Annotated in this window: 15 protein-coding genes and 1 pseudogene; 9 read left to right on the top strand and 7 right to left on the bottom strand. The window is 64.2% G+C overall.

The window, feature by feature from the left end:
• The first annotated feature begins 10 nt into the window (after positions 1 to 10).
• On the top strand, positions 11 to 157 hold the full coding sequence (locus tag NKJ34_RS02975) for a DUF7557 family protein (RefSeq protein ID WP_253736767.1): 147 nt from the start codon (positions 11 to 13) through the stop codon (positions 155 to 157).
• Here NKJ34_RS02975 and NKJ34_RS02970 read toward each other — a convergent pair.
• Positions 154 to 609, bottom strand: coding sequence for a DUF5799 family protein (locus tag NKJ34_RS02970; protein ID WP_253736766.1), 456 nt, complete (start codon positions 607 to 609; stop codon positions 154 to 156). The two genes, NKJ34_RS02975 and NKJ34_RS02970, sit on opposite strands and share 4 nt — an antisense overlap.
• Before the next feature lie 86 nt (positions 610 to 695).
• Here NKJ34_RS02970 and NKJ34_RS02965 point away from each other — a divergent pair, with 86 nt between their 5' ends.
• Positions 696 to 1,130: a halocyanin domain-containing protein gene (locus NKJ34_RS02965; RefSeq protein WP_253736765.1), complete on the top strand. Its 435-nt coding sequence runs from the start codon at positions 696 to 698 to the stop codon at positions 1,128 to 1,130.
• A gap of 27 nt (positions 1,131 to 1,157) precedes the next feature.
• On the opposite strand, the gene NKJ34_RS02960 is transcribed toward NKJ34_RS02965, so the two are convergent.
• Both NKJ34_RS02960 and NKJ34_RS02955 read right to left on the bottom strand, forming a co-directional pair.
• Complete coding sequence (locus tag NKJ34_RS02960; RefSeq protein WP_253736764.1) at positions 1,158 to 2,201, bottom strand: mandelate racemase/muconate lactonizing enzyme family protein; 1,044 nt, start codon at positions 2,199 to 2,201, stop codon at positions 1,158 to 1,160.
• Positions 2,201 to 3,136, bottom strand: a complete 936-nt coding sequence (locus NKJ34_RS02955; protein WP_253736763.1) for a 1,4-dihydroxy-2-naphthoate polyprenyltransferase — start codon at positions 3,134 to 3,136, stop codon at positions 2,201 to 2,203. Before NKJ34_RS02955 ends, NKJ34_RS02960 begins: the two co-directional genes overlap by 1 nt.
• Before the next feature lie 184 nt (positions 3,137 to 3,320).
• Here NKJ34_RS02955 and NKJ34_RS02950 point away from each other — a divergent pair, with 184 nt between their 5' ends.
• The 3 genes from NKJ34_RS02950 (at position 3,321) to NKJ34_RS02940 (ending at position 5,589) form a co-directional block, all read left to right on the top strand.
• Positions 3,321 to 4,556: a mandelate racemase/muconate lactonizing enzyme family protein gene (locus NKJ34_RS02950; RefSeq protein WP_253736762.1), complete on the top strand. Its 1,236-nt coding sequence runs from the start codon at positions 3,321 to 3,323 to the stop codon at positions 4,554 to 4,556.
• A 276-nt stretch (positions 4,557 to 4,832) separates the two neighbouring features.
• Complete coding sequence (locus NKJ34_RS02945) at positions 4,833 to 5,081, top strand: glutaredoxin family protein (protein WP_253736761.1); 249 nt, start codon at positions 4,833 to 4,835, stop codon at positions 5,079 to 5,081.
• Between the two features lie 79 nt (positions 5,082 to 5,160).
• Entirely contained in the window at positions 5,161 to 5,589 is a 429-nt protein-coding gene (locus NKJ34_RS02940; RefSeq protein WP_253736760.1) for a CopG family ribbon-helix-helix protein, read from the top strand.
• Here NKJ34_RS02940 and NKJ34_RS02935 read toward each other — a convergent pair.
• Together NKJ34_RS02935 and NKJ34_RS02930 are read right to left on the bottom strand one after the other, a co-directional pair.
• A complete protein-coding gene (locus NKJ34_RS02935) occupies positions 5,538 to 6,374 on the bottom strand; it encodes a phosphatase PAP2 family protein (RefSeq protein ID WP_253736759.1) in 837 nt (278 codons plus the stop codon). The genes NKJ34_RS02940 and NKJ34_RS02935 overlap by 52 nt on opposite strands.
• Entirely contained in the window at positions 6,374 to 8,329 is a 1,956-nt protein-coding gene (locus tag NKJ34_RS02930) for an ABC transporter substrate-binding protein (protein ID WP_253736758.1), read from the bottom strand. Before NKJ34_RS02930 ends, NKJ34_RS02935 begins: the two co-directional genes overlap by 1 nt.
• 206 nt (positions 8,330 to 8,535) lie before the next feature.
• Between NKJ34_RS02930 and aroC the strand changes: the two genes are divergently transcribed.
• The 4 genes and pseudogenes from aroC to NKJ34_RS02910 all read left to right on the top strand — a co-directional run.
• Positions 8,536 to 9,723: a chorismate synthase gene (aroC, locus tag NKJ34_RS02925; RefSeq protein ID WP_253736757.1), complete on the top strand. Its 1,188-nt coding sequence runs from the start codon at positions 8,536 to 8,538 to the stop codon at positions 9,721 to 9,723.
• Between the two features lie 165 nt (positions 9,724 to 9,888).
• Positions 9,889 to 10,137: an AbrB/MazE/SpoVT family DNA-binding domain-containing protein gene (locus NKJ34_RS02920; RefSeq protein ID WP_253736756.1), complete on the top strand. Its 249-nt coding sequence runs from the start codon at positions 9,889 to 9,891 to the stop codon at positions 10,135 to 10,137.
• Positions 10,137 to 10,568 (top strand): type II toxin-antitoxin system VapC family toxin, encoded by a 432-nt coding sequence (locus NKJ34_RS02915; protein ID WP_253736755.1) that lies wholly within the window; start codon positions 10,137 to 10,139, stop codon positions 10,566 to 10,568. The genes NKJ34_RS02920 and NKJ34_RS02915 overlap by 1 nt, the downstream gene beginning before the upstream one ends.
• Positions 10,561 to 10,791: pseudogene (locus NKJ34_RS02910) on the top strand (chorismate synthase); the annotation flags it as partial. The gene NKJ34_RS02915 and the pseudogene NKJ34_RS02910, both read left to right, overlap by 8 nt.
• Positions 10,792 to 10,959: 168 nt before the next feature.
• On the opposite strand, the gene NKJ34_RS02905 reads toward NKJ34_RS02910, so the two are convergent.
• Both NKJ34_RS02905 and NKJ34_RS02900 read right to left on the bottom strand, forming a co-directional pair.
• Positions 10,960 to 11,379 (bottom strand): type IV pilin domain-containing protein, encoded by a 420-nt coding sequence (locus tag NKJ34_RS02905; RefSeq protein WP_253736984.1) that lies wholly within the window; start codon positions 11,377 to 11,379, stop codon positions 10,960 to 10,962.
• A gap of 215 nt (positions 11,380 to 11,594) precedes the next feature.
• On the bottom strand, positions 11,595 to 12,053 hold the full coding sequence (locus NKJ34_RS02900; protein ID WP_253736754.1) for a type IV pilin domain-containing protein: 459 nt from the start codon (positions 12,051 to 12,053) through the stop codon (positions 11,595 to 11,597).
• Between the last annotated feature and the right edge of the window lie 29 nt (positions 12,054 to 12,082).

Raw genomic sequence — 12,082 nt, 5'->3', positions numbered from 1 at the left:
TAGCTCCTGTATGGTCCAGATCGATCTCGACGAGGAGACGGTAACACGCCTCGACGACCTCCGGGAGACCGACGAAACGTACGACGAGATCGTGACCGAACTGCTCAATATCTACGAGGTCGAGGAGCTGACGCTGTTCCGGAGCGGCGACGGCTAACCGTCACGATAGGCGGTTCTGGCCCGCTCGAAGCTACCGGTGTCCTCCAGATGAGCCTGCAACGCATCGGCGTAGGCCTGAGTGAGTTCTTCGGCCGCCGCCAGCGCTTCTTGATCGATCGTCTCGGAGTCGTCGCTGCCGAACCCGAGGGCCTCCTTCAGCGAGTCGACAATCCCGCCATCGGAATCCCGACTGCCACCGCCCGGTTGGCCGGCCATCGACGCGGTCTGTGCGCGAATTGTCTCGAGTTCGGGGATGATCGACGCGACGTTTTCGGTGTTGGCGACGATCCGCGCGGCCTCGGGGTCGTCGGCCCGTTCGATCTCCAGATCGGTTGCGGTCATGATGAGATCCCACTCCGCGTTGGAGAACCGTGAGGCGGCAACCCGGTCGGAGAACTCCCCGTCTACGGTCATGCGCTCGCCGATGATCGCATCCGTCCAGTCGCTCATACGTCCCGGTAGGGACGCCCGCGGTTTCAGCCTGCGGATCGCCGGCAAACAGGTCGACACTTAGGTATGCGGTGGCTACTGTGGCCATGAGCGAGCGTTCGAGCCGACGGTCGGTGCTTGCGGGCATCGCTGTGGTCGCCACGGCGGGCTGTCTCGGCGGCAGCGAGGCGGACCTCGAAAGCGACACCTACGGCGACTGGTTCCGTGGAGCGAACAACTTCGCGGGGACGGTCGACCGAACCGACCGATCGGCGGTCACGGTCGACGTCGGAGCCGGCGACGGCTTCGCGTTCGATCCGGCGGCGATTAGAGTGTCGGTCGGCACGACCGTCCGCTGGGAGTGGACCGGTCGCGGCGGCCAACACAACGTCGTCGAGGAAGACGGCGTCTTCGAAAGCGAGTACTACTTCGACGAGGGCGAGACGTTCAGCCACACGTTCGGCGAGCCGGGCGTCTACCGCTACGTCTGTACACCACACCAGACACAGGGGATGCTCGGGGCGGTCGAAGTCGTCGAGTGAGCCCGTCGTGTCGGTAGTAGGCGGTGGCTACTCGCCGGGAGCCGGCCACACCGAGTCGAACCCGTCCCCACAGAGCCCCGCGCCGGTCGGGAGCCGCGCCCGTCCGTCGGCGATCGCGACCGGATCGGCAGCGAGGTCGTCGTCGAGGAGCGAACCGGTCGACAGCCCGCAGGCGGTCACGTCGGGAATCGCCGCGGCGACGTGGACCGCGGCAGTTCGAGCGACGACCGCGTCGATGGTCGTCGTGACGACCGGCTCGACGCCGGCCGCGCGGGCGGCCCCGGCGGCAGCGACCGCCCGCGTGGGGCCGCCGACTGCCATCGGTTTGATGACGACCACGTCGGCTGCCCCCGCGTCGATGACGGCTTCGACCGACGTCTCGGCCAGTGATTCGTCGACTGCGATGTCGACCCCGTGGCCCCGGAGCGTCCCGTGGTCGGCGAGATCAGCGGCCGGAAGCGGCTGTTCGAGGTAGTCGATGCCGACCGGGGCCAGCCGGTCGACCATCCGCTTGGCTGTCGGCCGGTCCCACGCCCCATTGGCGTCCAGGCGGATGCTAACGCCGTCGTCGACTGCGGTTCGGACCGCCCGCACCCGTTCGAAATCCACGTCCGGCTCTCGGAGGCCGACTTTCAGTTTGAGCCAGTCGAATCCATCGTCGACGGCCGCAGTCGCCGCGTCGACTGTCTCCCGAACGCTCCCATCGCCGATCGTGGCGTTGACTGGCACCGACTCGGGGAGCGGGCGGTCGCTGTCGAAACGCTGCTCGCGCAGCCCGGCGGCCAGCGGGCGGCCCTCACGCCGGGCGGCGGCATCGAGGCGAGCGAGGTCGACCCCGTGGGCGGCCGCCGGAGTTGCGTCGGGATCTGGCGGGCTGTAGAGGGTGGCGTCGGCGAGCGCCTGCCGGGCGGCCTCGTAAGACTCCGTCCAGCCGGGCAGCGGGGTCGCCTCCCCCAGCCCGCGGCTGCCGTCGCCTTCGACGCCGACGAGGAACCCCCGTCGCTCGGAGATCGTGCCGGCGGCGGTCGACAGCGGCGCGGCGAGCCGGATCGAAAACGGGTCGACCCACATTACAGCGCCAACCCGAGGCCGAACAGCCCCGAGTAGGCAGCGAGTAACTTTCCGGTGGTTTCGAGGGCGGGGTTGAGCGCTGCGCCGCTGGTCTCCGTCCAGACCGTCCGTGTGAGGACGGCCGCAATCGGGAGCGTCACCAGCGGAAGCAGCACTGTGGCAGCGAACCCCTCAGCCAGCCAGAGCCAGACCGGAACGGCGTAAGCGAGGCCACCGAGCCCGGCGAACTGGAGCCGGCTGAACCGGTAGCCGAACCGCACTGCGAGGGTCCGCTTGCCGGTCGTTGCATCCTCCTCACGGTCACGGATGTTATTGACGACGAGAATGTTCGTCGACAGCGCGGCCACTGGGAGGCTAGCGAGAAACGCGGTCCACGTGACCGTGTTCGGCGGGATCGTCGTCGACAACGGATCGGCGAGGACGGCGGTAGCCTGTACATAATACGTTCCCACGACTGCGATGACGCCGAAAAAGAGGAAGACGAACAGGTCGCCGAGCCCGTGGTAGCCCAGCGGGTAGGGGCCGCCGGTGTAGGCGATGCCTGAAACCACCGATAGGAGGCCAATAACCAAGATGGGAAGCCCGCCGACGTAGACGAGGTAGCTCCCGACACCGATCGCGGCGGCAAACGTGAGGTACATCGCCCGTTTGACCGACTGGGGTTCGATCAGCCCCGACTGGGTAACGCGGGTGAACCCCTCGCGGGCTTCGGTGTCCGCACCCTGTATGGCGTCGTAGTAGTCGTTGGCGAAGTTGGTGCCGATCTGGATGAGTGCCGCACCGACGAACGCCGCTAGCATCGGCAGGGGTGCGAAGACGCCTGCGTGCCACGCGAGCCCCGCACCGACGACGACGGGTGCGGCCGCCGCTGGCAACGTCTGGGGCCGGGCGGCCAGCACCCACGCGCGAGTCTGTGAGAGTTCCGTCCCGCTCATTGGTAGCCTTCAGGCTGCCGTGGGAGTGAATCTTCGGGTTCGTCGACGAGGATGCTCAGACAGAGACGAGAAGTGAAATATTAACTCGAAGTATAATAAATTTTCTCTACCGGGCGTATAGAAGGGGTACGAAGCCTGTCGACGAACGCCAGCACTATTTACGGCTGGGGATAGAAGCCGAAGTATGGTCAGCTACGACGAACTCCACGATCCGAACGCGGAGTACACGATGCGGGAACTCTCCTCCGAGACGATGGGTGCCACGGGCGAACGCGGCGGCAGTCGGGACGTCGAGATCACCGACGTCCAGACGACGATGGTCGACGGGAACTTCCCGTGGACGCTCGTGCGCGTCTACACCGACGCGGGCGTCGTCGGCACCGGCGAGGCCTACTGGGGCGCGGGCGTCCCCGAACTCATCGAGCGGATGAAACCGTTCGTTATCGGCGAGAACCCGCTGGACATCGACCGCCTGTTCGAGCATCTGGTCCAGAAGATGTCCGGCGAGGGGTCGGTCGAAGGTGTCACCGTCACTGCCATCTCCGGCATCGAGATCGCCCTCCACGATCTGGCGGGCAAGATCCTCGGTGTCCCGGCCTACCAACTGCTCGGCGGGAAGTACCGCGACAAGGTCCGCGTGTACTGTGACTGCCACACCGCCAACGAGGCCGACCCGCAGGCCTGCGCCGACGAGGCCGAACGCGTTGTCGAGGAACTGGGCTATGACGCCCTGAAGTTCGATCTCGACGTCCCCTCGGGGCTCGAAAAGGATCGGGCAAACCGTCACCTCCGACCCGGTGAAATCCGACACAAGGCCGAGATCGTTGAGGCCGTCACCGAGCGCGTGAAAGACCGCGCCGACGTGGCCTTCGACTGCCACTGGACGTTCTCGGGTGGCAGCGCCAAACGGCTCGCCGCCGAACTCGAGGAGTACGACGTGTGGTGGCTCGAAGACCCCGTCCCGCCGGAGAACCTCGAAGTCCAAGAGGAGGTCACGAAATCCACGATCACGCCGATCACCGTCGGCGAGAACCGCTACCGCGTCACCGAGGAGCGCCGGCTCATCCAGAACCAAGCCGTCGACATCATCGCACCGGACCTCCCGAAGGTCGGCGGGATGCGCGAGACGCGGAAGATCGCCGACGTCGCCAACCAGTACTACATTCCAGTGGCGATGCACAACGTCTCCTCGCCGGTGGCGACGATGGCGAGTGCCCACGTTGGCGCGGCGATCCCCAACTCGCTGGCCGTCGAGTACCACAGCTACGAACTCGGCTGGTGGGAGGATCTGGTCGAAGAGGACGTCATCGAGGACGGTTACATCGAGATCCCCGAACAGCCGGGTCTCGGCGTGACGCTGGATATGGATGCCGTCGAGGAGCACATGGTCGACGGCGAAACCCTCTTCGACGAGGCATAACCCTCGTCGAGCCAGCGTATCTCCGACTCGCTCGACGACGCGTACGCTCCGTCGGGCCAGCGGTGGTTCGCTCCGCGCTGCTGAGGCGGAGCGAAATCACTAAGTGGCCGATTCGGTCCGTTCGACGACGCCTCACGGCCAGTAGTCGACGGCTACTCGCCGGTAGGGAGCGTATTCTAATTTGGATCGCACGAACAGATATCAAAGTCGACTGGTTGTGTGCACCGAATACACGACGGACACACAGCTATGAGGTCGTCCCATCTACCGGTTGGTATGACAGCCATCGAACTGTACGATCGGCCGGACTGTCCGTACTCCAAACGCGTGCGTCGGGTACTCGACGTACTGGACGTCGACTACGAGGAGATCGTCGTCCCCGAATCGAAAGCCGACCGGGAGGAACTCGAATCGATTACCGGACAGCAGGGGGTTCCCGTGCTGGTCGACGACGACCACCCCGACGGCTGGCTGGCCGACAGTGCCGAGATCTCGACGTATCTCAAGGAGACCTACGGCGCCTGAGCCGGCGTGAGGCGGCCGAGACTGCTTCTGCAGCCGAGAAATAATAACTCCTAATATCGGATGGTGCCTAAGTTAATATATGACTGTGGTCAGCGTCTCGATGCCGGAGGACCTGCTCGACCGAATCGACTCGTTTGCCGACGAACACGGCTACACCGGCCGCAGTGAGGTCGTCCGCGAGGCCGCCCGGAACCTGCTGGGGGAGTTCGAGGACAAGCGGCTCGAAGACCGCGAACTGATCGCCATTGTCACCGTGTTGTTCAACTACGAGACTACGAGCGTCGAAGAACAGATGATGCGCCTCCGGCACGAACACGAGGGGCTGGTGGCCTCGAACTTCCATAGCCACGTGGGCAATCACTACTGTATGGAACTGTTCGTTCTCGAAGGCCGACTCGACGAGATTTCGACGTTCGTCGGCAAGATCCGGGCGACGCAGGATACGCTATCGGTCGACTACTCGGTGATGCCGGTCGACGACTTCGACTCGCTGGAGACCCTCGACTGAGACGGCTCGCCGTCGACGTAGCGTCGGGAAAGGCCGACACAGAGGGCGGCAAGCCCGAGGCCGACGAGGACGTCGGTCCCCCAGTGGATACCGAGGTACATCGTCGAGAGGATGATGCTCGCCGCGAGACCGATCGCCAGCCCGAACCAGATGGGGTAGGCCTCGCGGGTCCGGTAGGCGAAGACGGCGACGGTCGCCGACAGCGAGGTGTGCAGCGACGGGAAGACGTTGGTGTTGGTGTTGACCGCGCTCGTGAGGAACTGGTACTCGGGGTTGGTGATGTACAGCAGGTTCTCGGCGACGCCGACGTTCCGCGGTCCGTAGGCGACGAACACGATATACAACAGCAGCCCCAGCAGGTAGTTGAAACTGTAGGCGACGACCAGCCGTTTGAACGGCGTCCGATCGTCGAGCGCTGCGTAGGCCAACAGCGGGAAGATCAACAGGAAAACGTAGCCGAAGACGTAGACGTACGAGAAGTACGCCGTCAGGAGTTCAGTCTGGACGCTCTGGACCGCCGCGACGAACCCGCCCTCGATCGCCTCGATGGAGTCGGTGATATTCAGGCCGATGAACCACGAGATCTCTTGGGCGTAGTCCCGGACCGCCGAGTTGAGGGCGAGGACGGCGATGAGGACCGCCAGATACGGGGCCGATTCACGGAGCCGTGGCTGGATCTCCACGCGGAGTGCTGTGAGTCGGGTCCGGCCGACGATGGTGACCGCCCCGACCGCGCAGAGCGCGGCGACGACGACGCTGACTTCGAAGACGAGTGCACGTAACATTAGTTGCGTTCTGTGATGAGTTGATCGTCGGCGTTGTACTCGTAACCGATATCCCGAAACCGTTCGCGGGCCGTCTCGACCGCCAACTCTCCGTCTGTCCCGAGGAACGGGACCTCGGGATCGGCGTCGGTCTCGTCGTCCCACACGAGGTCGTCGGCCAGCCAGTCGGTCGCGGCCAGCGGGCTCGCTATCGGCTGTCCGTTGCCGCCGAAAACCTCGCCAGCGAGCCGTGATTTGTCGACGAGACGGGCGACGAGCCGTCGAACGTTCGGGTTTCGGAGCGGCTGTCGCCGTGTATTGAAGCCGAGATGATAAAACGCGTTCGACCGATAGCTCACAGGTTCGACGGCCTGACTGTCGTCCAGTTGAGCGACTGCATCCCCGCTCAGTTTGGTCGCCGTCGCGTCGGCGTCGCCGGCAGCGACCAGCTCCGCGGCGCTGGCGTCCGACGACACCGTCTGGACGACGACCGTATCGAACGGCGGCAGCCCACCGTAGGCCTCCGGCGGTGGCGCGAACGCCTCGCCGGTCGATCTACTGGTCCCGTTCGGTGCCGTCGGCGCCGCGTCGGTCGGTTGTGTGACGGTCGTGTTTGTCGACAGATCGGTGTCGGTCGACGGATCGGTCCCGTTTCGGGAAGCAGTGCCGTTGGGGGCGTCGGTCGGCGTGGTCGCCGAGCGCCACAGGAAGTGTGGCTCGAACCGTGAGAAGACGACCTCGCCGCCGCCGGCCGACTCGAACCGGAGCGGGCCGCTGCCGATCGCCGAAGAGTTGTTCGAGGTGAGCGCCGCAGTCGTCCCACCGGCCCGACCCGGTGGCCGCTCGATTGCGGTCCGATCACGCCAGACGTGGGCCGGCAAGATCGGGACGGTCAGGGCTCGCCGGGCGACCGCGCGGCTGGTGTCGGAAAGCGTCAGCGAGAGTTCGTGGGCACTTTCGACGGTCACGTCCTCGACCAGCGAGATCCGGCCGCGGAACCGCTCGGTCGGGATCGCCCGGATCGCGCCGCCCAGCGAAGTATCTCGAAGGAACTCGTAGGTGAAGCCGACGTCGTAGGCCGAGAGCCGCCGGCCGTCGTGCCAGACGAGCCCCTCCCGGAGTTCGATATCCACGGTCGGGGGGTCGTCGCTCCAACTGACATCGCGGGCGAGCCACGGCACGTACTCGGTGCCGGTATCGAGGGCCAGCGAGTCGTAGACCAGATCCAGCAGCGACTCCTGTTGTTGGTAGACCGCCGAGATCGGGTTCCGGTTGGTCGTGAGCCGGTCGTCGACCGTCGCCAGCCGAAGGGTTCGGGGTGCGCCGTCGACGCCCTCCAACTGAAGTAGGTTGTGGGGGTGGACGGGGCCGCCGCCGGCGGCCTCGCGGTCGTCGGGATCCCAGTTGGTAAACCGGTCGGTGCGGACGCCGGTGACGACCTCCGGGGCGACGACCGGGGTCATCGGCTGGGTGCGGGCCAGAAACGCCTGTAGCTCCGCGACCGGCTCCTCTCGGGTCTCGGCAGCGGCGGTTCGCTGGGCATCGAGCAGGTCGTCACAGCGCAGGTTGGCGAACCCGAAGGGGTTCTGCCAGCCGAGTTCGGTGGCGAACGTCGACCGGAACATGGGGTAGAGCGCGTCGGGATCCGGCGGGCGGGCGTACGGAAACTGACCGACGTAGATGTCGAAGTCGTGGTTCAACAGCACCTGCTCGGAGAGCTGGGTGACGTCCATCACCTGCAGGCTGGCATCGATCCCGACGGCTTCGAGGTTGTCGATCAGCGCGCGGGCGATCGGGACCGCGAACGGATCGCTATCGACGGGCAGGGTCTTGATGTCGAGGGAGACCTGCGTGGTCCCCGAGCCACCAAGCGTCTCCCGGATGCGGCCCAAACAGCCGGCCGTGGCAGTCCCCGAGGCTGCCGCTCCGGCAAGCAGGCCGCGGCGGGAGATCGGAACCGAACGATCTGATGACATCAACTAATACGGCATCACTTCCGCGTGGCGGTATAATAAGACTGCGATAGTGCCGACTCGGGTCGGCTGCCGAAGGCCTACCTCGGCATCGGGCCGGGATATGGCTGGTAGCACACGACGTGCGGCAACCGGTCGGTGGGTAGGCCTTGTGCGTGGGCCTTGCGCGTATTGCAAGGTTCAAATGGGCTGGGAACACACCACTCGGTATGAACGGCAACCGGTTCGGGCGGCTTTTCGAAGTGACGACCTACGGCGAGAGCCACGGCGAGGCGATGGGGGTCACCGTCAGTGGCTGCCCCGCAGGCGTCGACCTCGACGTCGAGGACATCCAGCGAGAACTCGACCGGCGGAAACCCGGTCAGTCGATGATCACCACCTCCCGCGGCGAACCCGACGCGGTCGAGATCAACTCCGGCGTCCAAGACGGCTACACGACGGGGACACCGATCGGGATGGTCATCGAGAACAAGGACGCCCGCTCGGGCAAGTACGAACCGTACGTCACCGCCCCCCGCCCCTCCCACGGCGATTACACCTACTCCGCCAAGTTCGGCACGCGGAACTGGGGCGGCGGCGGGCGCTCGTCGGCGCGGGAGACGGTCAACTGGGTCGCCGCCGGCGCGGTCGCCAAACAGGTCCTCGACCAAAGCGAGTACGACGTCCGGATCAAGGCCCATGTCAATCAGGTCGGCGACATTCGTGCTCCGGAGGTCAGTTTCGAGGAGATGCTCGAACACAGCGAGGAAAACGAGGTGCGGTGTGCCCACCCCGAGACAGCCGAAGAGATGCGGGAGGCGATCGACGAGTACCAGCAGGAGGGCGACTCGATCGGCGGTTCGGTGTACTTCGAGTGCCGCGGGATCCCCCGTGGACTCGGCGCGCCGCGGTTCGACTCCTTTGCCGCCCGCCTCGGTCAGGCGATGTTCGCCATCCCGGCGACTTCGGGGTTCCAGTTCGGCGCGGGCCGAGACACCCGAACCATGCGCGGCAGCGAGCGCAACGAAGACTGGGAGTTCGACGACGGCGACCGGCCCGAAATCGAGAGCGAGGTGGGCGATCCGGTGCCGGTCGGCAACGACCACGGCGGCCTGCAGGGCGGGATCACGACCGGCGAGCCGATCTACGGCGAGGCGACGTGGCACGCGCCGACGAGTATTCCCAAACAGCAGTCGACCGTCGACTGGGAGACCGGCGAGGAGAAGGAGATTCAGGTCGTCGGTCGACACGACCCGGTGTTGATGCCGCGGGCGGTGCCGGTCGTCGAGGCGATGCTGCATCTGACGGTGCTGGATTTCATGCTGCTGGCCGGCCGGATCAACCCCGACCGACTCGACGGCGACGTGGGCGAGTACGACACTGACTACCACCCGCGCAGTCCGGACAATATGGAGTAGGGGGTCGACGGCGACGGTGTGGTGTTTGCGGGGTGATCGACGTGGCGGCGACGTTGCGGCCGGTTGTATATTCACGTCGAAAAACAGGCACCGATGAACAGAGCCGACAGCAGGCACGCAAATTTGGGGGCAAATTACTTTTGAGAGCACGGCGAACGTTTCGGTATGTCTCCCGAAATCGAAGGCGAAACAACAGTCAACGAGAGCTACTCGGTTACCGTTCCGGCGGCGATCCGTCAGGAGGCGGGCGTCGACGCCGGTGACAAACTCCGTTGGCGCGTCGACGAAGACGGATCGCTTTCGGTCGAACTCGTGAAACAGCAGTACGGAGCGTTTTCGGAACTCGACCCGGTTGATATCGGCGAACCGACCGACGCGGCCGACGATCACGACCTGATCGCTGGGGAGTACTGATGGCGGTCGTCGCCGTCGACGCGAACGTTCTTATTGCGGCGCGACTCGCCCGTGACCAGAATCACGACCGCGGCGAGGCGATTGCAACGGCAATCGATCAGGGGAACCTCCCGACAGCGATCGTGCTCAGTGATGTGCTCGAAGAGGTGATCAACTATTTGCAGGCACGCGGCGGGCACGATATCGCGGTCGAAACGCTCGACGCACTCATCGAGAGCAGTGGGTTCGAACTCACCCAGACATCGAAAGCGGATTTCGAGGCCGGTCGCTCGGTGTTCCGGCGGTACGAATCGCTATCGTTGACTGACGCGATCATCGTCGCGGCGATGCAGCGGGCGGAGATCGAGTATCTCTACAGTTTCGACGACGGCTTCGACGGCGTTAGTGAGATCACTCGGCTCACGACACCCGACAGTCCGTTTGCGGAGTAGGACCGTCGACTGGGAGACCGGCGAGGAGAAAGAGATTCAGGTCGTCGGTCGTCACGACCCGGTGTTGATGCCGCGAGCGGTGCCGGTCGTCGAGGCGATGCTGTATCTGACGGTGCTAGATTTCATGCTGCTGGCCAGCCGGATCAACCCCGACCGACTCGACGGCGACGTGGGCGAGTACGACACTGACTACCACCCGCGCAGTCCGGACAACATGGAATAGGTCGACGGCGGACCTACGTCGGTTTGGGCTGAGATTAAATTGCTATATTTTAGTATAATTCTTACAGGTATACGATTACAACCGGTAGACAAGTCAAAAAGCACTGCCCGTGATCAAACTGGACGCTACCGGGGCCGGTATCAAAAGAAAATCGACAGGTGTTAGTGGTTATTGCGGAGCGTCACGCTCGGCAATGACGTTCGAAGATCCTCCGGACGGGTTCTGCCAGATAACTCTGATAGTGTCACCGGTGTAGTAGTCCATGGAGTATTCGTCACCAGTACTCACTGTGCCACTACCGCCGCCCCATCTTTCAGTGTTACTTCCGTTAGTGACATTCAAGTTACTAGCTTCAATATTATCTCCACCCGTATGTGTAATCGTCACATTACTGGGATCAGCAGTCGAATTGAAATCAAAGCTGAACGATGCCTGTGGTGCGTTGTTCGATACCTGATCGCCGAGACCGAGGACGAACGCGCCGATGACGGCGGCCAGAATGACGGTGATCGCCACCATCAGAATGACGCCGATGACCGGCGAGACGCCGCGGTCGGAGTCGTCTGCGAATAGTTCTTTGAACATGATTTGTCTCTGTGGATCACGTGACTGTGAGGGGGTACGGTCGGTAGAGTGCCCGCCGACCGACGCCCGATCCGAGTTCGGTCGACGGCTTCAGGTACCCCATACAGTCGTGATACCTGATGATTGTCGGCTACTTATTTAAATATTCGTGAGACAATTTTCAGGAATGATACTGGCCGTCGACTACGACGGTCAGTCGACCGCCGTGGCTCGGGGAGTTAGTTCGGCCACTCCGATTGGCCGATCGTGGTCGAACTGCCTCCGTCGGGGTCGTTCCAGACGATCCGAACCGTCTCGCCACCCTCGGCGATCGGGTGGCTGGAGTCATTGTACAGTTCGACTGAATCCCCCGAGCCGATGGTTCCGTCCCAGCCCTTGGGGTCCGTGACGTTGGTCGACGCCGCGGGATTGGGATAGGCTTCCGCGCCGTCGATCAGGATCTCGATAGTGCCGTTGTCGATGCTGTCGCCGCCGGTATGGGTGATCGTGACGTTTTCGGTGTCGTCGTAGTCGTAGCTGAACGACGCCTGCGGCACGTTCTCGGGGATCTGATCGCCCTCGTTGAGGACGTACCCCCCGACGGCGGCGGCCAGAATGACCGCGATCGATACCATCAGTACGACGCCAATAACCGGTGCTGCACCGCGGTTCTCGGCTCCAAACTGTGATCGTTGCATACTGTGTGCTCCGTCGGCCACCCGAGACG

It is taken from the genome of Halohasta salina, from assembly GCF_024178165.1.
GTDB lineage: Archaea > Halobacteriota > Halobacteria > Halobacteriales > Haloferacaceae > Halohasta > Halohasta salina.
The sequence above is the reverse complement of the archived record's forward strand: the minus strand, read 5'-3'. Positions and strand labels throughout refer to the sequence as shown.

Coding starts and splice junctions, on each gene's coding strand:
- NKJ34_RS02975 (WP_253736767.1), top strand. CDS start 11: ATGGTCCAGATCGATCTCGACGAGGAGACGGTAACACGCCTCGACGAC.
- NKJ34_RS02970 (WP_253736766.1), bottom strand. CDS start 609: ATGAGCGACTGGACGGATGCGATCATCGGCGAGCGCATGACCGTAGAC.
- NKJ34_RS02965 (WP_253736765.1), top strand. CDS start 696: ATGAGCGAGCGTTCGAGCCGACGGTCGGTGCTTGCGGGCATCGCTGTG.
- NKJ34_RS02960 (WP_253736764.1), bottom strand. CDS start 2,201: ATGTGGGTCGACCCGTTTTCGATCCGGCTCGCCGCGCCGCTGTCGACC.
- NKJ34_RS02955 (WP_253736763.1), bottom strand. CDS start 3,136: ATGAGCGGGACGGAACTCTCACAGACTCGCGCGTGGGTGCTGGCCGCC.
- NKJ34_RS02950 (WP_253736762.1), top strand. CDS start 3,321: ATGGTCAGCTACGACGAACTCCACGATCCGAACGCGGAGTACACGATG.
- NKJ34_RS02945 (WP_253736761.1), top strand. CDS start 4,833: ATGACAGCCATCGAACTGTACGATCGGCCGGACTGTCCGTACTCCAAA.
- NKJ34_RS02940 (WP_253736760.1), top strand. CDS start 5,161: ATGACTGTGGTCAGCGTCTCGATGCCGGAGGACCTGCTCGACCGAATC.
- NKJ34_RS02935 (WP_253736759.1), bottom strand. CDS start 6,374: ATGTTACGTGCACTCGTCTTCGAAGTCAGCGTCGTCGTCGCCGCGCTC.
- NKJ34_RS02930 (WP_253736758.1), bottom strand. CDS start 8,329: ATGTCATCAGATCGTTCGGTTCCGATCTCCCGCCGCGGCCTGCTTGCC.
- aroC (WP_253736757.1), top strand. CDS start 8,536: ATGAACGGCAACCGGTTCGGGCGGCTTTTCGAAGTGACGACCTACGGC.
- NKJ34_RS02920 (WP_253736756.1), top strand. CDS start 9,889: ATGTCTCCCGAAATCGAAGGCGAAACAACAGTCAACGAGAGCTACTCG.
- NKJ34_RS02915 (WP_253736755.1), top strand. CDS start 10,137: ATGGCGGTCGTCGCCGTCGACGCGAACGTTCTTATTGCGGCGCGACTC.
- NKJ34_RS02900 (WP_253736754.1), bottom strand. CDS start 12,053: ATGCAACGATCACAGTTTGGAGCCGAGAACCGCGGTGCAGCACCGGTT.